This is a genomic window from Mycobacterium sp. ML4, assembly GCF_054515735.1.
In genome coordinates, this window is sequence record NZ_JBTNSY010000004.1 from 211063 (window position 1) to 232760 (window position 21698).

Here is a 21698-nt window from a genome sequence, read left to right on the forward strand (position 1 = left end):
GTCAGCCTTCGGGCACCTCACGCTCGATCTCTTCGAGCCATATCCGCGCGGACATGTCCGACGGTGCGCGCCAGTCCCCACGCGGCGAGAGCGACCCACCATGAGAAACCTTGGGACCGTTGGGCAATGCCGAGCGCTTGAACTGGCTGAACGAATAGAACCGCTGCACGAAAACCTGAAGCCAGTGCCGGATCTCCGGCAGCGAGTACGTCGGTCGGTTGCTTTCCGGGAAGCCGGGCGGCCACTCGCCGCGGTCCGGGTCGCTCCACGCATGCCAGGCCAGAAACGCGATCTTGGACGGCTGGAAGCCACGCCGCAACACTTGGAACAACGAGAAGTCCTGCAGCGCATAAGGTCCGACCTTGGCCTCGCTGCTCTGCAGTTCCTCTTCCTCCCCGGCCGGGACCAGTTCAGGGGTGATCTCGGTGTCCACTACGGACTGCAGCACGTCGGTGACATTCTTCTCGAACTGGCCCGAGGAGATGACCCACCGAATCAAATGCTGAATCAGTGTCTTGGGAACCCCGCCGTTGACGTTGTAATGCGACATCTGGTCGCCGACACCGTATGTCGACCAGCCCAGCGCCAGCTCCGACAGATCCCCGGTGCCCAGCACGATCCCGCCCCGCTGGTTCGCCAACCGGAACAAGTAATCGGTGCGCAGACCGGCCTGCACATTCTCGAACGTGACGTCATACACCTCCTCGCCACGCGCGAACGGGTGCCCGATCTCCTCGAACATCCGCGTGGCGGTCTCGCGGATGTCGATTTCCTCGAACGTGATGCCCAGTGCCTCACCCAACTTGATGGCGTTGTTCTTGGTGTGGTCACCGGTAGCGAAACCCGGCAGGGTGAAACCCAGGATGTCACCGCGCGGCCGGCCCTCCCGGTCCATCGCCTTAGCTGCGACGATCAACGCGTGGGTCGAGTCCAGCCCTCCGGAGACACCGATGACCACCTTCGGATAATCCAGTGCCCGCAACCGCTGCTCCAGCCCGGCAACCTGGATGTTGTAGGCCTCGTAGCAATCCTGTTCCAGCCGTTCGCGATTGGACGGCACGAACGGGAAACGTTCAATATTGCGCAGCAGGCCGATGTCGCCGTCGGGCGGGTCGACGCGGAATCCGATGCGCCGGAAAGTATCCGTGACCGCTCGGTGGTGGCGCCGATTGTCGTCGAATGTGCCCATCCGCAACCGCTCGGAGCGCAGCAATCCGGTGTCGATATCGGCGACCGAGCGGCGCTCGCCCGTGGGGAAGCGCTCCGAGGACGCCAGTTCGGTGCCGTTCTCCCAGATCATGGTCTGGCCGTCCCACGCCAGGTCCGTCGTCGACTCGCCCGGGCCCGCAGCGGCATACACGTAGGCGGCCAGACACCGCGCCGATGCCGAGCGGGCGAGCAGGCAGCGGTCCTCGGCCCTGCCGATGGTGATCGGGCTGCCGGACAGGTTCGCCAGCACGGTGGCCCCGGCCAGGGCCGCCTCGGCGCTGGGCGGCACCGGCACGAACATGTCTTCGCAGATCTCGACGTGCAGCACGAAGTCCGGCAGGTCCGACGCGCTGAACAACAAGTCGGGGCCGAAGGGAACGTCCTCGTCCGCGATCCGGATGGTGCCACGCTCACCGTCCCCCGGCGCGATCTGGCGGTACTCATAGAATTCGCGATAGGTCGGCAGATAGGACTTCGGGACCACACCTAGCACGGCCCCTCGATGGATGACCACCGCGGTGTTGTAGATCCGGTGCAGGTGCCGCAGCGGGGCTCCGACGACAAGAACGGGAAGCAGGTCGGCAGACGCCGTCACGACCTGACTCAGCGCCTCCTCCACCGCGTCGAGCAAGGCGTCCTGCAACAGGATGTCCTCGATGGAATACCCACACAATGTCAATTCCGGGAAAACCGCCAGGGCCACGCCGTCGTCGTGACATTGACGCGCCAAGCCCAGAACCGATGCGGCATTGGCGGCCGGGTCCCCGATCGAGGTGTGGTGCGTGCACGCGGCCACGCGCACGAACCCGTGCCGGTATGCGGAGTAGAAGCTCATCGCCCTCCATTCTCGCGTTACTGTCGCATTTCCGACGTCGAGGTCGGGTGACGGGGTGCCAACTAGTGCTTAGGCTCGATGGAGTGGAATCTCCCGAACTCATCGCGCTGCTGTCCGGTCGCCGGGTCGCGGTGCTCACGGGCGCGGGCCTTTCCACGGACTCCGGCATACCCGATTACCGCGGACCTGACTCGCCGCCCAGCAACCCGATGACAATTCGCCAGTTCACCACCGACCCGCTATTCCGACAGCGGTACTGGGCACGAAACCATCTGGGCTGGCGACACATGGACAACCGCCAGCCCAATGCCGGACACCGGGCGCTGGCCGCCCTGGAACGCGCGGGAGTGGTGACCGGGGTGATCACCCAGAACGTGGACCTACTGCACACCAAGGCCGGCAGCACCAACGTCGTCAACCTGCACGGCGCCTACGACCGCGTGGTGTGCCTGGAATGCGGATTCACGATGCGTCGGGCCGTGCTGGCCGAGCAGCTCGAGGCGCTCAACCCTGGCTTCATCGAACGGTCCGAAGCCGTAGGCGGTCTGGCGGTGGCTCCGGACGCGGACGCCGTCGTCGCCGATACCGCGTCGTTCCGCTACCTCGACTGCCCGCGGTGCGGCGGCATGCTCAAGCCCGACATCGTTTACTTCGGCGAGAGCGTCCCGAAAAATGTTGTGGCTGACGCGTATTCACTCGTCGACCAGGCGCAGGCCCTTCTTGTTGCCGGTTCGTCACTGACGGTCTTCTCCGGATACCGGTTCGTGCGCCACGCCGCCGCCAACGGCGTCCCAGTGGCGATCGTCAACCGTGGCCGCACCCGCGCTGACGCGCTGGCCGCCGTGACGGTTGACGGCGGATGTTCAGAGATACTGACGCTGCTGTCCGCCGAGTTGGCCGGAGCTGGCCCGACGTCTGTTGTCGAGCGGGCCTCGGCCAGCTAGATGTTGCGCGATTGGGATCCAATTCCTCTGCGGCGCAGAATTTGTTGAACCCGCACCGGCCGCCGCACTCGTCTGGTTAGAATCGCCTTCCCCGGGGGTAACGGCGGCAAGGAGTGCGATGTCGTACCTGTTGGCGGTCCCCGAAGAGTTCGCCTCAGCAACATGTGATTTGGGGAGCCTCGGCAAGGTCCTCAATGCGGCCACCGCTGCGGCCGCCCCGACCACGCGGGTGTTGGCTGCAGGCGCTGACGAGGTGTCAGAAGCCATCGCGGCACTGTTCTCCCTGCACGGCCAGGCCTATCAAACGCTCGGTAAGCAGATGTCGGCGTTTCATGCACAGTTCGTCCACGCCCTGGGCGATACAGGCGCTGCGTATGCGAGCGCGGAGGCCGCCAGTGCATCGCCATTGCAGGCTCTCGAGCAGGGTTTGCTGGGCGTGGTCAATGGGCCCACCGTGGCACTGCTGGGGCGCCCACTGATCGGCGACGGCGCCAACGGCGGCCCGGGACAGTCCGGTGGCGCCGGCGGGTTGTTGTTCGGCAACGGCGGCAATGGCGGCAACGGTGTGGCCGGCCAGGCGGGCGGTAACGGTGGCGCAGCCGGGTTGATCGGAAACGGAGGAAACGGCGGGGCGGGTGGGGCCGGAGCGGTCGGCGGGAACGGCGGCACCGGCGGGTTGCTGTTCGGCAACGGCGGCGCCGGTGGGATGGGCGGGACCGGGGCCGCCGGCGGCAGCGGCGGAAATGCCCTGCTGTTCGGCAACGGCGGCGCCGGCGGCCACGGCGGTACCGGTGTGGCCGGCGCAAACGGGGTCAACTCCCCCATCAACGGCCAGGCGGCCACCGGAACCAAGGGTGTCAGTGTGACGAGCACCGGCGATGCGATTGCCACCAGCGGACAAAGTGGCGCCGACGGTGCCTTCGCCGCCGTTGGAGGCACCGGCGGCGTGGGCGGCAACGCCTCCGCCGCGGGCACCGGGGATGCGACCGCCGGTAACGGCGGAAACGGCGGCGTCGGCGGCTTCGGCGGGGCAGGCGGCGATGGTGGTCGAGCCACTGCCGAGTTCGGTGCTGCCACAGCGGGTTCCGGCGGTGACGGGACGGTGGGGATCGCGTTCGGTGGTTCCGGTGGCGCTGGCGGCCAGGGCGGATCGGCGATCACCAAAGCGACTGCTTCTGTCCTGACCACCGGAGGTGACGGCGGTTCTGGTGGTGACGGCGGCACCGGAGCCTCTGGTGGAGTAGGCGGTGGCGGGGGCGCCGGCGGGGGTGGTGGTCGTGGCGGCTTCCTGATCGGCAACGGCGGTGACGGCGGATCCGGCGGTACCGGCGGGATCGGAGGCACTGGCGCGCTCGGCGGCCACGGCGCCGGTGCCGGCAGAGGCGGCGACGCCGCCGGTCCGGTGTTCGAGGCAAGGGGCGGTGACGGCGGCAGCGGTGGTGACGGTGGCACCGGCGGTACCGGGGGTGCCGGAGGCACCGGGGGTGTGGGCGGAACCGGCGGTGCCGCCGGGTTGATAGGCAACGGTGGTCACGGCGGAAACGCCGGTATGGGCGGTTCCGGAGGTACCGGAGGCGTCGGCGGCGCCGGAGGCAACGCGGGCGGCGGGGGTGTTGGTGCTGCCACCGGAACTGGCGTCGGCGGCAACGGCGGCGACGGCGGCGACGGCGGCACGGGAGGTACCGGCGGCGACGGCGGACTCAGTGGCGCCAGCGGCGTTGGCGGTCCGGGCGGGTTCCTGCTGGGTCAGGGCGGCGCCAGTGGCAGCCCCGCTGCGGGCGGCGCCGGCGGGGCCGGTGGCGGCGGTGGAGGGTTCGGAACCGCCGGTGCCGGCGGGGACGGGTCAACAACGGACGGCCTCTCGGGCTCCGATGGCACCGCCGGTGGCAAGGGCGCCTCCGGCCAGAACGGGTGAAGCTCAGCGCGCCCTTCTGACCTCGGCGACGAACTGCCGCCCCCGGTTGTCGACCACCTGCCAGGAGTAGGGGCCGATCATGCGGGGTTGACCCAGCATGTATACCGCCTGCCGCGCGTCCTGCTCCCGCTCGATGTTGTCGACCCGCATGCCGTTGGATGTCGTCAACGCCCACATGATGTTCTCCGAATCTGGCTGACTTCGCTGATACGAAGAGCTTTTCGGAGGCGCCTGTGCGGATCCTCTGCGGAATCTCAACGATTTCTCAAAACGATCGCCGGCGCACAGTGCGCCACGAGCGTCCGCGACTGTAGTCCTGTCGAACCCGAGTCGTCAGAAAGTGCAGGGCATGCTGCGGATCGCGTGAATGAAATTGCCCGGTACGTAGACCGGTTCGCCCGCCTGGATGCCCGGAAGCTGGGCCAGTAGTTCGCCGAAGAGGGCGCGCAGCTGGGCCCGGGCAACGTGAGCGCCGAGGCAGAAGTGTACGCCCCCGCCACCGAAACCCACGTGCGGATTCGGGCTGCGACTCAGGTCAAAACGACCGGGCTCGTCGAACGCCTCGTCGTCGCGGTTGCCGGCTGCGTAGAACATGACCACCTTGTCCCCCGCCCGGATCTGCTGCCCGCGCAGCTCGAAATCCGTTGCAGCGGTTCGGCGAAAGGTCATCACCGGGGTCGCCCAGCGAACGAATTCCTCGACCGCCGTCCCAATCCGTTCCTCGAAAGACGCTTTCAACCAAGCTTTTTCGGCGGGGAAGTCGGTGAGCGCCCGCAACGCGTGGCTGGCGGTCTGCCGGGTGGTGTCGTTGCCGGCTACTGACAGCAGCACGAAGAACGCGGCGACATCGGCATCGGAGAGCCGGTCACCGTCCACCTCGGCGTTCACCAGTGCACTGAACAGATCGTCACCCGGATCCTCGCGCCGCCGGGCGGCGAGTCGGCCGGCGACCTGGTGCAGGTACATCTGGTTCTCGAACACCACCTGCAGTGGTTCGCGGCCGCCGAGGTACTCCGGGTCGGCCCAGGACACCAGCGCATCCGCGGCATGAGCCACCTGCTGCCGTTCGGATTCGGGAATCCCCACCATGTCCGACAGAGTCCGGATGGGCAGCTCCTTGGCGCAATGTTCGACGAAGTCGACGCCGCTGCCGGCTTCCCGCAACTCCGCGACGATGGTCTTGGCGTTGGCCTGGATGGATTCCTCGATGCGGCGCACCTGCCTGGGCGTGAATGCAGCGCTGACCAGTTTGCGTAGCTTGGTGTGTCGCGGCGGGTCCATCGCCAGGAAGGACTGGGAGGCTTCGAGCAGGTCTTCGGGGATGCTGGCGAACATCACTCCCTTGCCGGACCGGAAAACGTCGTTGTTGCGGCTGACCGCGACAATGTCGGAGCGTCGGGTGACCGCCCAGTAACCCGGGTCGTCGGGGTCGTCCATCAAGGTGTCTTTCACCGGAGAATGCCAGCTCACCGGTCGCTCGGCGCGCAGCACCGCAAAAGAACGCTCCCGGACTTCGGCGGTGGTGGTCCAAAACTCAGGTGACGACAGGTCGATCGCGTCATACGTCCGTCCGCCCGCACAGGTCGCTGCCATTCGGTCCCTCCATCGATGCTCGGACTGGTGCGCCTGACTGTATGACTAGACATATTGTCTAGTCAATATGTCTCAGACTCGGCTACGCTCGACGGATGCCGTCGGTCACCCGGAAACCGCAGGGGCGCCAGGGGCGCCGGCAGCGGCGGGAAAACATGGAGATCCGGCTCCTCGACGCCACTGAACGGCTGATGAGCGAGGGCGCCAGCTTCACCGAACTCAGTGTCGATCGCCTGGCCGGTGAGGCCGGCATCTCCAGGGCCAGCTTCTATATCTACTTCGAGGACAAGGGCCATCTGCTGCGCCGGCTGGCCGCCGAGGTGTTCGGCGATCTCGCCGCCGCCGGCGAACGCTGGTGGGGGGTGGCCGAGCGCCGCGATCCCGATGACCTGCGTGCGGCGATTGCCGGCATCATCGCCAGCTACCGCCGCCACCAGCCGGTGCTGGTCGCGCTCAGCGAAATGGCAGGCTATGACGCCGCGACCGCTCAGACCTATCGCGAGCTGCTGACCGCGATCTCGCAGCGGGTGCAGCGGGTCATCGTCGGCGGTCAGGCCGACGGCTCCATCCGATCCGCGCTACCGGCACCCGCCACCGCCAGTGCGCTGACTCTGATGGTCGAACGTTCCTGCCAGCTGGTCCTGCCCGGTCAGTCGCCGGAGCACGATGCCGAACTGGCCGATACGCTAGCCGAAATAATATGGGCCGCACTGTATCTCAAGCCCGGAGACTAGACCGCCACCAGGTCATCGGCGTGCACCGCCGGCCGACGCATCTCGCCTGGAAGATCAGACGTGGACCGGCCCATGATCGTGGCCAACTCGGCAGCGTCATAAGCGACCACGCCACGGGCCACCACGGTGGTGTCCGGTCCGCACAGTTCGACCACATCACCACCGAAGAACCTGCCGGACACCGCGGTGATGCCCGCTGGCAGTAGCGAGCGGCGCTGCCCGATAACGGCACGTACGGCGCCCGCGTCCAGCGACAGCGAACCGGTGGACTCGGCCGCGTAGCGGACCCAGAACCGGCGCGCCGACATGCGTTCGGCCCGCGGCGCGAACACCGTGCCCACCGACGCGTCGTTGAGCGCGGTCGCGGCATCAGACGCGGGTGCCAGCAAAACCGGCACCCCGGCATCGGCAGCCAGCAGGGCCGATGACATCTTCGAGGCCATGCCGCCGGTGCCCAGATGACTACTCTGACCGGCCACCACTCCGTTCAGATCGGCCGGGCCGGTGACCTCGGGAATGAACCTGGCGTTCTTGGACTTTCGCGGATCCGAGTCGTAGAGCCCGTCGATGTCGGACAGCAACACCAGTGCGTCCGCGCCGATCAGATGCGCCACCAGCGCCGACAGCCGGTCGTTGTCGCCGAACCGGATCTCGTTGGTGGCCACCGTGTCGTTCTCGTTGACGATCGCCACCGCCCGCAACGCCCGCAACCGGTCCAGCGTGCGCTGGGCGTTGTTGTGCTGCACCCGCATCGCGATGTCGTGCGCGGTCAGGAGCACCTGCCCGACGGTGCGGCCATATCGGGCGAAAGCCGCACTCCAGGAGTTCACCAGCGCGACCTGCCCGACGCTGGCCGCGGCTTGCTTGGTGGCCAGATCCTTTGGCTTCCGAGTCAATCCGAGTGGCTCCAGTCCGGCGGCGATAGCGCCCGAGGAGACGATGACGACGTCGGAGCCCGTCTGCATCCGTGCTTCGATGGCATCGGCAAGCTCGGCCAGCCGGCCGGCGTCGAACATGCCCGATCCGGTCGTGAGCGCGGTGGTGCCGACCTTGACCACGATGCTGCGTGCGGTCCGGATACTTTCCCGATGCGCGCTGGTCATCAGCCCGCACCGCCCGACGGGCCCGGTCTCCCCTCCCGGCGCTGCCGCCGCGCGGCCTTGCGCTCGGCCGCGCCCACCCGGTCGTTGCGCTCCAGCCGCGCGTCGGTACCCCGGCCGGTCAACGGAACCTGGCCTCCGGCAGGGGTTTGCGGCTCCCAGTCGAACGTCATGTCCCCGATGGTCACCGCGCAGCCGGGGCGAGCGCCCAGTCGCAACAGTTCATCCTCCACGCCGAGGCGGGCCAACCGGTCGGCGAGGTACCCGACCGCCTCGTCGTTGTCGAAGTTGGTCTGGCCCACCCATCGTTCCGGCCGCGCGCCGGTGACCACGAATCCGCCCTCGCCGTCGGGTGCCACAGTGAATCCGCTGTCGTCCACCGGCACCGGACGGATCACCGGGCGCCGAGGTATCACGGCCGGGCGCGCGGCGTTGTATTCCGACACCATCTGCCACAGGCCGAAGATCAACGGCTGCAACCCTTCCCGGGTCACCGTCGACACCAGGAACACCGGCCAACCCCGCTCGGCGATCTCGTCGCGGACGAACTCGGCAAGCTCGCGGGCCTCGGGTACGTCGATCTTGTTGAGCACCACCGCCCGTGGCCGCTCGGCCAGGTCGCCCAGCACCGCATCGCCCTGCAGCGTAGGAGTGTAGGCCGCGAGTTCGGCTTCCAGCGCGTCGATGTCCGAGATCGGGTCGCGTCCCGGTTCGGCGGTGGCGCAGTCCACGACGTGGACCAGCACCGCGCAGCGCTCAATATGCCGCAGGAAGTCCAGGCCCAGGCCGCGGCCTTCCGAAGCGCCGGGGATCAGGCCGGGCACGTCGGCGACGGTGAAGGCATGTTCGCCGGCCGAGACCACCCCGAGGTTGGGAACCAGCGTCGTGAACGGATAGTCGGCGATCTTGGGTTTGGCCGCCGAGATCACCGACACCAGCGATGACTTCCCGGCTGAGGGAAACCCGACCAGGCCGACGTCGGCGACGGTCTTCAGTTCCAGGGTGAGGTCGCGTTCCTGCCCCGGCTCCCCGAGCAGCGCGAAGCCGGGGGCCTTGCGGGCCCGCGAGGCCAGCGCGGCATTGCCCAGGCCGCCGCGGCCGCCGGCGGCGGCTTCGAAGCGGGTGCCGGCACCGACCAGGTCTGCCAGCAGCCGACCGTTTTCGTCGAGGACCATGGTGCCGTCGGGGACCTTGACTTCCAGGTCGGCACCGGCGGCTCCGTCCCGGTTGTTACCCATCCCCTGCTTGCCGGAGGGCGCGGTGACGTGTGGCCGGAAATGGAAGTCGAGCAGGGTGTGCACCTGAGGATCGACGACGAAGACGATGCTGCCGCCGCGGCCGCCATTACCGCCGTCCGGACCGCCCAGCGGCTTGAACTTCTCGCGGTGGACCGATGCGCAGCCATTGCCGCCGGCACCCGCTCGTGTGTGAATGACCACCCGATCGACGAATCGAGGCATCGGGCTTCCCCTCAATCGGCCACAGATGTGCCGTCGGGCACACCCGGGCGCTCAGTCGGCGGTCTGCCCGGCTGCGACGATGCTGACGGTCTTGCGGCCACCCTTGAAGCCGTACTGAACCGCCCCCGCCGCTTTGGCGAACAACGTGTCGTCGCCACCGCGGCCGACGTTGACGCCCGGGTGGAACTTGGTGCCGCGCTGGCGAACCAGGATTTCCCCGGCCTGGACGACCTGACCGCCGAACCGCTTCACGCCGAGCCGCTGCGCGTTGGAATCACGACCGTTTCGTGAGCTGGAAGCGCCCTTCTTGTGTGCCATGTCTGCTCGCCCCTACTACTTGATACCAGTGACCCGCAGGACCGTCAGTTGCTGACGGTGGCCCTGCCGCTTGTGGTAGCCGGTCTTGTTCTTGAACTTGTGGATGCGGATCTTGGGGCCTTTGGTGTGCTCGAGCACTTCGCCGGTGACCGCGACCTTGGCCAGCGCCCGAGCGTCGGTGGTGACGTCGGCGCCGTCGACCACCAGGGCGACCGGCAGCGAGACGTTCGAGCCCGGCTCGGACTCCAGCTTCTCGACCTTCACCACGTCGCCAACGGCAACCTTGTACTGCTTACCGCCGGTCTTGACGATTGCGTAGGTCGCCATCGTTGCTCCTGCCTGTTCTTCCGGTCGTTCGTCTGCACTCGCGCGCGTGTCAGCCCCGGCACGGGTGGTGGTCTGGGGTGCGGGCGTGATGCCGGCCCGCTGTCATCGGTCACATCTGGCGTTCGAGAGCCCTGACGACAACTGTCCAAGGGTACGTGACCAGCACCTACACGGTCAAACCGGCCCGGGGGTCTAGTCGGCGTGGATGGGCGGGCCGGCCGGCCGTCCGGCGGCGCGCCGCCGGCGTGATGGAGCCGACACCTCGGCGATCACCACCGGCGGGACCGCGAAAGCGGCATCCGTGTCGTCGTCGTCCTCGTCTTCGCTGTCGTCCTCGTCTTCGTTATCGTCCTCGTCTTCGTTGTCGAGGCCCTCGTCGTCGTCGAGTTCGTCGGCGTCCTCGTCCCCGTTGTCGTCCTCGTCCCCGTTGTCGAGGTCCTCGTCCCCGTTGTCGTCCTCGTCCCCGTTGTCGAGGTCTTCGTCGTCCTCGAGTTCGTCCACGTCCTCGTCGTCGTCGAGTTCGTCGGCGTCGAGTTCGTCGGCGTCTTCGTCCTCGTCTTCGTCTTCGTCTTCGGTGTCTTCGGTGTCTTCGGTGTAGATGTCCTCGAACTCTTCAGCCCCGTCCGACTCCGGCGCCACCAGCGATTCGGCCCGCTCGTCGGTATCGACGGTCAGTTCCTCTTCGGATTCGCCGTTCTCCTCGTCGTCGCGCGACGAAGCGGCCATCGCCTTGAACATCGGGTGCTCGCCCGGTGCGTGCGTCGGGACCTTGGCGACCACGGCCTTCTCGTTGGCCTCCTCGGACCGGGGCTTCTTCGACCGTCTGCTGCGCCGTCCGCCCGACTCAGATTTACGTCCGGTGGCCGGCGCCGAGTCGACCGGGTCGGCATGCATCAGGATCCCGCGACCCGAGCAATGCGGGCATGACGACGAGAACGCCTCGATCAGGCCGGTTCCCAACCGCTTGCGGGTCAACTGCACCAGGCCCAGTGACGTCACCTCGGACACCTGATGGCGGGTGCGATCGCGAGCCAGCGCCTCGGTCAGCCGGCGCAGCACCAGATCGCGGTTGGACTCCAAGACCATGTCGATGAAATCGATGACCACAATGCCGCCGATATCGCGCAACCTCAGCTGGCGCACGATCTCCTCGGCCGCCTCGAGGTTGTTCTTGGTAACCGTCTGTTCCAGGTTGCCGCCGGACCCGGTGAACTTGCCGGTGTTGACGTCGATCACCGTCATCGCCTCGGTGCGGTCGATCACCAGCGTGCCGCCCGACGGCAGCCACACCTTGCGATCCATGGCCTTGGCCAACTGCTCGTCGATGCGATGTACCGCGAACACGTCCGGCCCGGGCTGCCCCTCCTGGCCACCGGCCGGTTCGTATTTGGTGAGCTTCGAAACCAGATCGGGGGCAACGGAGTTCACGTATTGGTTGATGGTGGTCCAGGCCTCGTCGCCGGAGACGATCAGCCCCGAGAAGTCCTCGTTGAACAAGTCCCGGATGACCTTGACCAGGACGTCAGGCTCCTCGTAGAGCGCCACGGCGGCGCCGGCGGCCTTCTGCTTCGTCTCGGCGGCCCTGGCGTCGATCTGGTTCCAGCGCTCCTGCAACCGGGTGACATCACCACGGATGTCTTCCTCCTTGACCCCCTCGGATGCGGTGCGGATGATCACGCCGGCATCGGACGGCACCACCTCGCGCAAGATCTCCTTGAGACGTTGGCGTTCGGTGTCGGGCAGCTTGCGGCTGATCCCGGTCGACGACGCGCCGGGCACGTACACCAGATACCGCCCGGCCAGCGACACCTGAGTGGTCAGCCGGGCGCCCTTGTGCCCGACCGGATCCTTGCTGACCTGCACCACGACGTCGTCGCCGGGTTTGAGGGCCTGCTCGATTTTGCGGTCGGCTCCGCCCAGGCCGGCGGCCTCCCAGTTGACCTCGCCGGCGTAGAGCACGCCGTTACGGCCGCGGCCGATATCGACGAATGCGGCTTCCATCGACGGCAATACGTTCTGCACGATGCCCAGGTAGATATTGCCGACCAGCGACGCAGAGGCGGCCGACGTCACGAAGTGTTCCACCACGATGCCGTCTTCGAGCACCGCGATCTGGGTGTAGCGCGCGCCGGGGTGTGGCGGTTCGGTGCGCACCCGGTCGCGAACCACCATCACCCGCTCCACTGCCTCGCGCCGGGCCAGGAATTCGGCCTCGGTCAGGACAGGTGGGCGGCGCCGGCCCGCGTCGCGGCCGTCGCGGCGGCGCTGACGCTTGGCTTCCAGCCGCGTCGAGCCGTCGATACCCTTGATCTCACCGGGACCGGAGTCGGCCTCGTTATCGGCACCGTGCTTGCCGCCGCCGTTTCGGGGTGCCCGCTCGTGCACGACGGTGTTGGGCGGGTCGTCGGGTGACGGACTGTCGTCGTTGTCCTCGCCCGAGCCGGTCTTGCGGCGCCTCCGACGGCGGCGCCGGCGGCTGGCCCCTTCACCCGACCCGCTGTCCTCGTCGCCGTTCTCGGTGTCCTCGGCGTCGTCGGAGTCCGGGCTCTCGTCGGAGTCGTCGGCGCCGTGTTGCTCGGCGGCGCCGTCGTCACCGGGCTGGTTATCGCCCTCGGCACCGTTCTGTTCACCGCGTCCACGGCCCCGTCCCCTGCGCCCGCGGCGCCGCCGCTTGTTGGCGGGCCGGTCGGACTGCTCATCGTCGTCGTCCGCGCCGGAGCTTAAGTCGGGGCCCTCACCGTCATCGGAATCATCAGTGTCCCGATCGTCGTCGACGTCGTCCTCGGTTTCGCTCCGCTGCGGCAACGGCTGGGGTGCGACGAACAGCGGCATGTAGTGCGGGCGTTCGACGATTGTTGCGTGGGTCTCGCGAATCTCGACGGTTTCCAGCATCAGCCGTGATTCGGGTTCGGCCGGGGAATCCGCATCCGCGCCGCCGGGTTCTCCCGAGGCGATATCGGCCGGGTCGGGCTGGGCCGCCAACAGGTCGCGGACCCGGACCGCGTCGACGTGGTCGACGCTGGAGTGTGCGCTGCGGATCCGCCCGTCGAGAGCGGCCAGCGCATCCAGCACCCGCCTGCTGGTGGTTCCCAGGGTCCGGGCCAGTGAATGCACCCTCAGGCGGTCAGGCAGGTCCTCACGCTCTGTCGGCTCGTTTGCTGAGTCTGAAGATGGGGCACCGTCTACCACGTATTCTCCTCAAGCCCCCGGGCGCGTCGTCCTATCGACGCGGCCACGCGAGGGCTTCGCTATGGGTCCGGGTCACTTCTCCCGGACTTGTGATGGTCTCGCCCCGAGCGGCCCAGGATGAGCCCACTCGGTGCCGTACTGAATGACGGCCCGACATGCTGCGCCGCACCGCGGACTGGCGGAGGTCGCGCTTGCCCAAGTCTTCATTCGGGTGTCCGACGCCAGTTCGACGACGTTCACCCGCAGCCAGTATCCCATATCACTTCCGGGGATCGCGCTCCCCCAAGCAAGCGCCGGCAAACCGGGGGTGGGCAGAGTCAGATGCCGGGAAACCAGAGTGCTATCTCGCGCTGGGCCGACTCGGGCGAATCGGAACCGTGCACCAGGTTGAACTGTGTTTCCAGACCGAAATCACCCCGAATGGTCCCGGGCGAGGCCTTTTCCACCGGATCGGTGCCACCAGCGAGTTGGCGAAACGCCGCAATCGCGCGCGGTCCCACCACCACGGCAGCCACCACCGGCCCCGAGGTGATGAATTCCAGCAACGACCCGAAGAACGGTTTGCCGTCGTGTTCGGCGTAATGGCGGCGAGCCAACTCCTCACCGACGGTCCTGAGCTCCAGCGCCGCAATGGTGAGGCCCTTGCGCTCGATGCGACTGAGAATCTCGCCTATCAACTGGCGCTCCACGCCGTCGGGCTTGATCAATACGAGGGTCCGTTCGCTCACGGTGCACCAGAGTAGAGGGCCGACCAGCGCCGCCCAAACCTGGATGGCTGAGCGCATCCGGTTCCGGAACGGCGGAATGTCCTCGGGCGGGCTTGGCGACGGACAAAGCTGACGCGCCCGGCGCACCTACGGGCTGGCCGGCCAATCGGCCTGCCGCCGCCGAACCTCGGCGCGAAGATAGGCGATCAGCGCCCACACCGCGGTGAACAGCAGCCCCATGAAACCGACGGCCGGGTACACCAGGAAACCGGCGACCAGTAGCAGCTGCGCGGCGAGGTTGACCCAGATCGCCCACGGCCGGCGCTGCAGCCCGGTCAACGCCACCAACAGCACGGCGAACCCGATCAGATAACTCAGCGACGCGCCGCCGAGGCCACCGCCGACAACACCCACCACCGGGATCGCCAGCAGCACCACGATCACCTCGAGGATGAGCGCTCCGGTCATCACTGCGGCGAAGCTTTTCCACGGGTCGGGCGGCGGTGGTGCGTCATCGGTCATCGTGGATCACGACCGAACAGTGTCCGGGCGGCTCCGGCGGTGACCACCGAGCCCGTGATGACAATGCCTGTGCCGGAGACCATTTCACCCTCCTGATCGGCCGCGTCGACCAGTGCGGTCGCGGCGTCGACAGCGTCGCGCAGGTTCTCGGCGGTGATCACCCGGTCGGGCCCGAAATGCTGCTGGGCCGCCAAAGCCAGCGTCTCCACGTCCAGCGCCCGGGGCGACCCGTTGTGCGTGACGACGACGGAGTCGAACACCGGTTCCAGCGCGGCCAGAATACCGTCCACATCCTTGTCGGCCAGCACGGCGACCACCCCGACCAGGGTGTGGAAGTCGAACTCATCGGCCAGGGTCTGCGCCAGCGCGGCCGCACCGGCGGGGTTGTGCGCGGCGTCGATGAACACAGTCGGGGCGCTACGCATGCGTTCCAAGCGCCCGGGGCTGGTCACGGCGGCGAAACCGGCGCGTACGGCGTCCATGTCCAATTGACGCTGCGCGCCGGCGCCGAAGAACGCCTCGACGGCGGCGAGCGCCAGCGCCGCGTTGTGCGCCTGATGTTCTCCGTGCAGCGGCAGGAAGATGTCCGGATATACCCCGCCGAGGCCCTGCAACTGCAGCATCTGTCCGCCGATGGCCACTTGCCGGTCGAGCACCGCGAACTCCGAGTCCTGCCGAGCGACCGCGGCGTCCGCGCGCACCGTCTGGGCGAGCAGCACTTCCATCGCCTCGGGGACCTGTCGCCCGATCACCGCGACGGTGTCCGGCGCGCCCTCCGGCGCCCGGGTGATGATGCCGGCCTTCTCACCGGCGATGCTCGCTATGTCACCACCGAGGTATTCGACATGGTCGAGGCTTACCGGGGTGATGACGGCTACCGGCGCGTTGAGCACGTTGGTGGCGTCCCACCGTCCGCCCATGCCGACCTCCACCACCGCGACGTCGACCGGGGCATCGGCAAACGCCGCGAACGCCATCGCGGTGAGCACCTCGAACTTGCTCATCGCCGGGCCGCCCCCGGCTTGCGACTGCTGGTCGACCATCTGCACGAACGGCTCGATCTCCCGGTAGGTGTCCACGTACTGCGCGGGAGTGATGGGCTGGCCGTCGATCGAGATGCGTTCGACCGCCGACTGCAGGTGCGGGCTGGTGGTGCGACCGGTGCGCTGTTGCAGCGCGGTGACCAGTGCGTCGATCATCCGCGCCACCGAGGTCTTGCCGTTGGTTCCGGCGATGTGGATCGACGGGTAGCTCAATTGCGGTGACCCGAGCAGGTCCATCAGTGCGCTGATCCGGGTCAGGCTGGGCTCGATGCGGGTCTCTGGCCAACGTTGATCCAGCAGATGTTCCACCTGCAGCAGGGCGGCGACCTCGTCCGGGGTGGGCGTCGGCCGAGTGCCCGATCCCCCGTCCTGCGATTCCGGTGTCATTGCAAGGCAGCTAACTTGGCGCTGATCCGGTCGGTCTCTTCCCGGGCCACCTGTTGGCGCGTCCGGATTTTGTCGACGACGGCTTGCGGCGCCTTGGCAAGGAAGTCCGCGTTGCCGAGCTTGGCCGCGGTGGATGCCAGCTCCTTGTGCGCCGCGGCCAAGTCCTTTTCCAGACGCCGGCGTTCGGCGGCCACGTCGATCGTGCCCGAGGTGTCGAGTTCGACCACCACCGTGCCGGAGCTGAGCCGCACTTCCACAGCCGCCGACGCACGAAAATCGTCGCCCGGTGCGGTAAGCCAGGCCAATGACGTCACGGCGGGCACCTGGTTACTCAGGCCGGCCTCCGCCGCGCCGAGCAGCCGGGCCGGCACCTTCTGCCGGTCGGCCAGACCCTGATCGCTGCGGAACCTGCGCACCTCGGTCACCAGCTTCTGCATATCGGTGATGCGTTGTGCGGCAACCGCATCCAGCCCGATGCCGGATGACTTGGGCCATTCCGCGATCACCAGCGACTCCTGAGCGGTGAGGGCCTGCCACAGCGCCTCGCTGATGAACGGGATCACCGGGTGCAGTAGCCGCAGCAGGGTGTCGAGACCGGCGGCCAGGACCGCGGTGGTGGCCGAAAGACCCTGGGCCAGTTGCGTTTTAGCCAGTTCGACATACCAGTCGCAGAATTCGTCCCAGGCGAAGTGGTAGAGCGCTTCGCAGGCGCGGCTGAACTCATAGCCGTCGAAGGCGGCATCGACCTCGGCACGAACCTCTTCCAACCGGCCCAGTATCCAGCGATCTGCTTCGGTCAGCTGCTCCAGTGGCGGCAGCGGCGCCAGGGCGGCGCCGTTCATCAGCGCGTACCGGGTGGCGTTGAACAGTTTGGTGCCGAAGTTGCGCGAAGCCCGCACCGCGTCCTCGCCGATGGCCAGGTCGCCGCCCGGGCTGGCGCCGCGGGCCAGGGTGAAACGCAGCGCGTCGGCTCCGAAGGTGTCGATCCAGTCCAGCGGGTCGATGACGTTGCCTTTGGACTTGCTCATCTTGCGGCCGAACTCGTCGCGGATCAGTCCGTGCAGGAACACGTCGGTAAAGGGCACCTGGGGACCGCGACGGCCGTCGAGCGTGATGGCGTCGTCACCGCCGACATAGGTGCCGAACATCATCATCCGGGCCACCCAGAAGAACAGGATGTCGTAGCCGGTGACCAGCACGCTTGTCGGATAAAACTTTTCCAGCGCCGCCGTCTTAGCCGGCCAGCCCAGGGTGGAGAACGGCCACAACGCCGAGGAGAACCAGGTGTCCAGCACGTCGGGGTCCTGCCGCCAACCCTGCGGCGGCGTGTCATCGGGACCCACGCACACCATCTCGCCGTTGGGCCCGTACCAGATGGGGATGCGGTGGCCCCACCACAGCTGCCGCGAGATGCACCAGTCGTGCATGTCGTCCACCCAGGCGAACCAGCGCGGCTCCAAGCTGGCGGGGTGAATCACGGTGTCGCCGTTGCGGACCGCGTCACCGGCGGCCTTGGCCATCGATTCCACCCGGACCCACCACTGCAGCGACAGCCGCGGTTCGATGGGTTCCCCGCTGCGCTCGGAGTGCCCGACGCTGTGCAGGTAGGGACGCTTCTCCTCGACTATCCGGCCTTGGTCGGCCAGTGCTTCGCGCACCTTGACGCGGGCCTCGAACCGGTCCATGCCGTCGAATTGCGTTCCGGTGTCGGCGATTCTGCCCTTGGCGTCCATGATCGAAGGCATCGGCAGCTGGTGGCGCATTCCGATCTCGAAGTCGTTGGGATCATGAGCGGGCGTGACTTTGACTGCGCCGGTGCCGAATTCGGGATCGACATGTTCATCGGCGACGACGATCATCTCGCGATCCACGAACGGATGCGGCAGTCTGGTGCCCACCAGGTGGCGGTAGCGGTCGTCGTCGGGATGGACCGCGATGGCGGTGTCCCCCAACATGGTCTCGACCCGGGTGGTCGCGACCACGATGTGAGGTTGCGAGTCGTCGAGCGAGCCGTACCGGAACGACACCAGCTCGCCTTCGACATCCTGGTAATTGACCTCGAGGTCGGAGATCGCCGTCTCGAGCACCGGTGACCAGTTGACCAGCCGCTCGGCCTGATAGATCAGTCCGTCGTCGTAGAGGCGCTTGAAGATGGTCCGCACGGCCCGCGACAGGCCCTCGTCCATGGTGAAGCGGTCGCGGCTCCAGTCCACGCCATCCCCGAGCCTGCGCATCTGGCCACCGATCGCGCCACCGGATTCCCGCTTCCAATCCCACACCTTCTCGACGAATAGCTCTCGGCCGAAATCTTCTTTGGTCTTGCCGTCAACCGACAGCTGCTTTTCCACCACGCTCTGGGTGGCGATGCCGGCATGGTCCATACCCGGCTGCCAGAGCACCTCGTAACCCTGCATGCGCTTGCGGCGGGTCAGCGCGTCCATCATCGTGTGTTCCAGCGCGTGACCCATGTGCAGGCTGCCGGTCACGTTCGGCGGCGGGAGCACGATGCAATACGCCGGTTTGGTGCTGGCGGGGTCGGCGGTGAAATAACCGGCATCCAGCCACTTCCGGTAGATCGCGCCCTCCATCGCGGCCGGATCCCAGGACTTGGGCAGCTGGTCATCGGCGGGGCGGGGGCTGGCGGTCACCGGTCAATTCTAGGAACCGCCGGCCGCGCCCGTGTAAGGGCCTGAACCCACAGGTGAAACAGATCGGGCGATTACGGGATGGTGAGCACCTGGCCGGGGTAAATGAGGTCGGGATTTGGCACTCCGCTGGCGTCGGCGATCACCTGGTACTTGCTGCCGTCGCCGTAGAACCGCTCGGCGATTGCCCACAGTGTGTCACCAGACTGGACCGTGTACGTGCGTGCGGCGGGTTCGGGTTCGGTGGGCGGGGCTTGGGTTGCCGGCTCGGCCGGCGGTTCGGAAAGAGCGTTCTCCGCGGGTTCGGGCCCATCCTGCGAGATGCCCTTGTCGTCGAAATCGTCTGGAGCAGCTTGCGCGTCGGGGTTGGGCGGTGGCGGCCCGTCGGTTTCGGTCTTGGTCGACCATGCCGGTCCGTCGGCCGCGTAGAGCACCAGATTCCGGTCGTCCTGCAGAACGAGCTGAACCTGCTTTTTGCCTTTGGTGTCGCTGTGCCAGACCGGCTTGTCGGCGGTGTACAGCACGAAGTTGCCATCGGTCTGTACCTCGGCGCGCACCACATCCTGACCGTTGGTGGCGGTGGCCCAGATCGGCTTACCCCACACGGCCAGCACCAAGTTGCCGTCGTCCTGCAGGGTCAGGGTGTAGGCGCCGTTGTTGGAGATCAGTGACTCCCCCTTCACCAGCTTCTGCCCTTCGGTGAGCCTGTCTGCCATGAGTCTTCCTCTCCGTACCTAAATTGTTTGCGGGACCTCAAAACCAGTGATCGCGACGCGACTGAGACAGACTTGCGCTCAGCGCAATCCTGTTGTGCCGCCGGTTATTTCTTGCCGCCGAGCAGGCCTCCGAGAATGTCGCCGAGGCCGCCACCCTTACCGCCCAGCACACTGCCGAGAATGCCGCCCAGCGACTTGTCGTTGCCGCCACCCAGAATGCTGCCCAGGATATCGCCCAACCCGCCGCCGGAGCCGCGTTGCTGCGATGTGGTGCTCTCCGCCGGGCCGCCGGAGCTGAGCTGTTTTCCGATGTACGCCAACACGATTGGTAGCACGACGGGTAGCAATTGCTTGAGCAGATCGCTGTTGCCGGCACCGCCACCGGCCAGTGCGGCGGCGACTTCGCCGGTGTCCTTGCCCCCGAACAGTGTCGCGACCGCCTGGTGCCCGTCCTTCTCGTCGACCTGGTCGAGACCGCCGCCGGCGTCGAGCAGTCCGCGCGCCGCGTGACCGCTGGCGGCATCCTCGATCTTGCTGGCGTGCTCGGGATCCTGCGACGTGTGCTGCAAGCCGCTGAGGAGCACCGGCACCAGCGTGTGCACCGCCTTATCGACTTCGTCCTGTTCCGCCCCCAGCTTCGAGGCGATGTCCGAGGTGGGAATCTGCGCGTAGAGATCGTCCAGACCGGTCATCGTGACCCACCTTTGTCGCTGGGAGGAGACGAGCAGCTACGACAATAGACGCACCCAAACCGAATCAACACCCTTTGCTCACGCGGATTTTAACTGGCACGTCAATTTAACCGCTCGGTCTGCAACGAGATACCTGCGTGTGGGAATCGCGCCAACAACGCATCGCCCATCGCCGCCGCCGGGGTCAGCACGCCGTGCAGGTCAGACAGCTTGTCGCGGTCCTTGGCCAGGGCCAGACCGCACTCCCCCAGCAGCACGGAGGTGGCCTTGTAACCCGGATCTCCGCGCTGCTCCATGCGCGCCACGTAGCGGGCACCCGAGGTGGTGGTGGTGTACGTCTCCACCTTGTAGTAGCCGCGCTCGCGAGCCGTCGCGCTCGGCCCGCTGCCGGACTTGGGAAGCACGCGCTCCAACAGCTTGGGCGGCACGCGATCCAGGAAACGACCGCCAAGGGCAAAGAAGGCGTTGGAAAACCCGGTCATGACGGCCGAGGCGACGGGCGCCAACGGCGACGAGCCCACACTCATGGTTTCGGTGTAGCGAAATTGGCGGCCATAAGCCCAATTCAGTAGTGAGTTGCTGCGCCGCACCACCCGCGTATTGGACGGCGCCATCGGAAATGCTGCCGTCCACACGCCGGCCAGTTCCGGCGCGATTGCACTACCGCGGCGCATCGTCAGGTCCGGTTGTGCACCCAACTCGGGCTCCGCGCCGCGGTCGGTGCTCAGGGTGTACGGATCGGCCATCTGGCGGCGCGCTTCGGGGTCGGCGGCAGCCGTGCGCATGATTTCCACGCCTGAGGCGATGGTGCCGCCGGATGCGCCGCCCCGCATGGACCGGACCACGAAGTTGGTCTCGGTCAACTCGCCCGCGCCATCGTCCTGCGCGGCACGGAACAGCGCGTAGACGGTCAGGTCCGAAGGTACGGAGTCGAATCCGCAGGCATGCACGATCCGGGCACCGGTGTCCTCCGCCTGCTTGTGATAGAGGTCCACGCTCTCGCGCATGAAGTTGGCCTCGCCGGTCAGGTCGGCGTAGTCGGTGCCGGCCGCGGCGCACGCCGCCACCAGAGGCAACCCGTAGCGGGTGTACGGACCCACCGTGGTGATGACCACCCGGGTACGGGCAGCCATCTCCTGCAACGATGCCTCAGAGGTGGCGTCGGCGGTCACCAGTGGCCAGGCCTGCGCGGCGGGCCCCAGGGTCTTGCGCACCGCCGCCAGGCGATCAGTCGACCTGCCGGCCAACGCGATTCGGGCGTCGCCTGCTGCCCGAGCGAGATATTCGGCGGTCAGCTTCCCGACGAAGCCGGTGGCCCCGTAGACGATGATGTCGAACTCACGTGCCGTGTCAGTCACTCGG

18 protein-coding genes are annotated in these 21698 nt (G+C 67.3%); 3 read left to right on the forward strand and 15 right to left on the reverse strand.

From position 1 onward, the window contains the following. Position 1: 1 nt before the first annotated feature. Positions 2 to 2044 (reverse strand): NAD(+) synthase, encoded by a 2043-nt coding sequence (locus tag ACX9NE_RS06100; RefSeq protein WP_459360700.1) that lies wholly within the window; start codon positions 2042 to 2044, stop codon positions 2 to 4. Between the two features lie 83 nt (positions 2045 to 2127). On the opposite strand from ACX9NE_RS06100, the gene ACX9NE_RS06105 reads away from it, so the two are divergent. Further along, positions 2128 to 2988, forward strand: coding sequence for a Sir2 family NAD-dependent protein deacetylase (locus ACX9NE_RS06105; RefSeq protein WP_459360699.1), 861 nt, complete (start codon positions 2128 to 2130; stop codon positions 2986 to 2988). A gap of 118 nt (positions 2989 to 3106) precedes the next feature. Continuing rightward, entirely contained in the window at positions 3107 to 4903 is a 1797-nt protein-coding gene (locus ACX9NE_RS06110; RefSeq protein WP_459360698.1) for a PE family protein, read from the forward strand. Positions 4904 to 4906: 3 nt separating this feature from the next. Here the strand turns inward: ACX9NE_RS06110 and ACX9NE_RS06115 are convergent, their stop codons facing one another. Then, positions 4907 to 5071 carry a hypothetical protein gene (locus ACX9NE_RS06115; protein WP_459360697.1) on the reverse strand — a complete coding sequence of 55 codons (165 nt, stop codon included), beginning with the start codon at positions 5069 to 5071 and terminating at the stop codon, positions 4907 to 4909. 165 nt (positions 5072 to 5236) lie between these two features. Continuing rightward, a complete protein-coding gene (locus ACX9NE_RS06120) occupies positions 5237 to 6496 on the reverse strand; it encodes a cytochrome P450 (RefSeq protein ID WP_459360696.1) in 1260 nt (419 codons plus the stop codon). Positions 6497 to 6591: 95 nt separating this feature from the next. On the opposite strand from ACX9NE_RS06120, the gene ACX9NE_RS06125 reads away from it, so the two are divergent. After that, a complete protein-coding gene (locus ACX9NE_RS06125) occupies positions 6592 to 7230 on the forward strand; it encodes a TetR/AcrR family transcriptional regulator (RefSeq protein ID WP_459360695.1) in 639 nt (212 codons plus the stop codon). Here ACX9NE_RS06125 and proB read toward each other — a convergent pair. The 12 genes from proB to ACX9NE_RS06185 all read right to left on the reverse strand — a co-directional run bounded on the left by proB (position 7227) and on the right by ACX9NE_RS06185 (position 21694). Continuing rightward, a complete protein-coding gene (gene proB, locus ACX9NE_RS06130; RefSeq protein WP_459360694.1) occupies positions 7227 to 8333 on the reverse strand; it encodes a glutamate 5-kinase in 1107 nt (368 codons plus the stop codon). The two genes, ACX9NE_RS06125 and proB, sit on opposite strands and share 4 nt — an antisense overlap. After that, positions 8333 to 9790 (reverse strand): GTPase ObgE, encoded by a 1458-nt coding sequence (gene obgE / locus ACX9NE_RS06135; RefSeq protein ID WP_459360693.1) that lies wholly within the window; start codon positions 9788 to 9790, stop codon positions 8333 to 8335. The genes proB and obgE overlap by 1 nt, the downstream gene beginning before the upstream one ends. A gap of 51 nt (positions 9791 to 9841) precedes the next feature. Next, positions 9842 to 10108, reverse strand: a complete 267-nt coding sequence (rpmA, locus tag ACX9NE_RS06140) for a 50S ribosomal protein L27 (protein WP_459360692.1) — start codon at positions 10106 to 10108, stop codon at positions 9842 to 9844. A 15-nt stretch (positions 10109 to 10123) separates the two neighbouring features. Next, a complete protein-coding gene (rplU, locus tag ACX9NE_RS06145; RefSeq protein ID WP_459360691.1) occupies positions 10124 to 10435 on the reverse strand; it encodes a 50S ribosomal protein L21 in 312 nt (103 codons plus the stop codon). Positions 10436 to 10627: 192 nt separating this feature from the next. After that, positions 10628 to 13624, reverse strand: a complete 2997-nt coding sequence (gene rne, locus ACX9NE_RS06150; RefSeq protein ID WP_459360690.1) for a ribonuclease E — start codon at positions 13622 to 13624, stop codon at positions 10628 to 10630. Positions 13625 to 13941: 317 nt separating this feature from the next. After that, positions 13942 to 14352, reverse strand: a complete 411-nt coding sequence (gene ndk, locus ACX9NE_RS06155) for a nucleoside-diphosphate kinase (RefSeq protein ID WP_459360689.1) — start codon at positions 14350 to 14352, stop codon at positions 13942 to 13944. A 126-nt stretch (positions 14353 to 14478) separates the two neighbouring features. Then, positions 14479 to 14853, reverse strand: a complete 375-nt coding sequence (locus ACX9NE_RS06160; RefSeq protein WP_459360688.1) for a DUF4233 domain-containing protein — start codon at positions 14851 to 14853, stop codon at positions 14479 to 14481. Next, entirely contained in the window at positions 14850 to 16283 is a 1434-nt protein-coding gene (gene folC / locus ACX9NE_RS06165) for a bifunctional tetrahydrofolate synthase/dihydrofolate synthase (protein ID WP_459360687.1), read from the reverse strand. Before folC ends, ACX9NE_RS06160 begins: the two co-directional genes overlap by 4 nt. Beyond that, complete coding sequence (locus ACX9NE_RS06170; RefSeq protein ID WP_459360686.1) at positions 16280 to 18931, reverse strand: valine--tRNA ligase; 2652 nt, start codon at positions 18929 to 18931, stop codon at positions 16280 to 16282. Before ACX9NE_RS06170 ends, folC begins: the two co-directional genes overlap by 4 nt. 71 nt (positions 18932 to 19002) lie before the next feature. After that, a complete protein-coding gene (locus ACX9NE_RS06175) occupies positions 19003 to 19644 on the reverse strand; it encodes a LysM peptidoglycan-binding domain-containing protein (RefSeq protein WP_459360685.1) in 642 nt (213 codons plus the stop codon). A 104-nt stretch (positions 19645 to 19748) separates the two neighbouring features. Next, positions 19749 to 20336: a DUF937 domain-containing protein gene (locus tag ACX9NE_RS06180; RefSeq protein ID WP_459360684.1), complete on the reverse strand. Its 588-nt coding sequence runs from the start codon at positions 20334 to 20336 to the stop codon at positions 19749 to 19751. A gap of 101 nt (positions 20337 to 20437) precedes the next feature. Beyond that, complete coding sequence (locus ACX9NE_RS06185) at positions 20438 to 21694, reverse strand: saccharopine dehydrogenase family protein (RefSeq protein ID WP_459360683.1); 1257 nt, start codon at positions 21692 to 21694, stop codon at positions 20438 to 20440. Between the last annotated feature and the right edge of the window lie 4 nt (positions 21695 to 21698).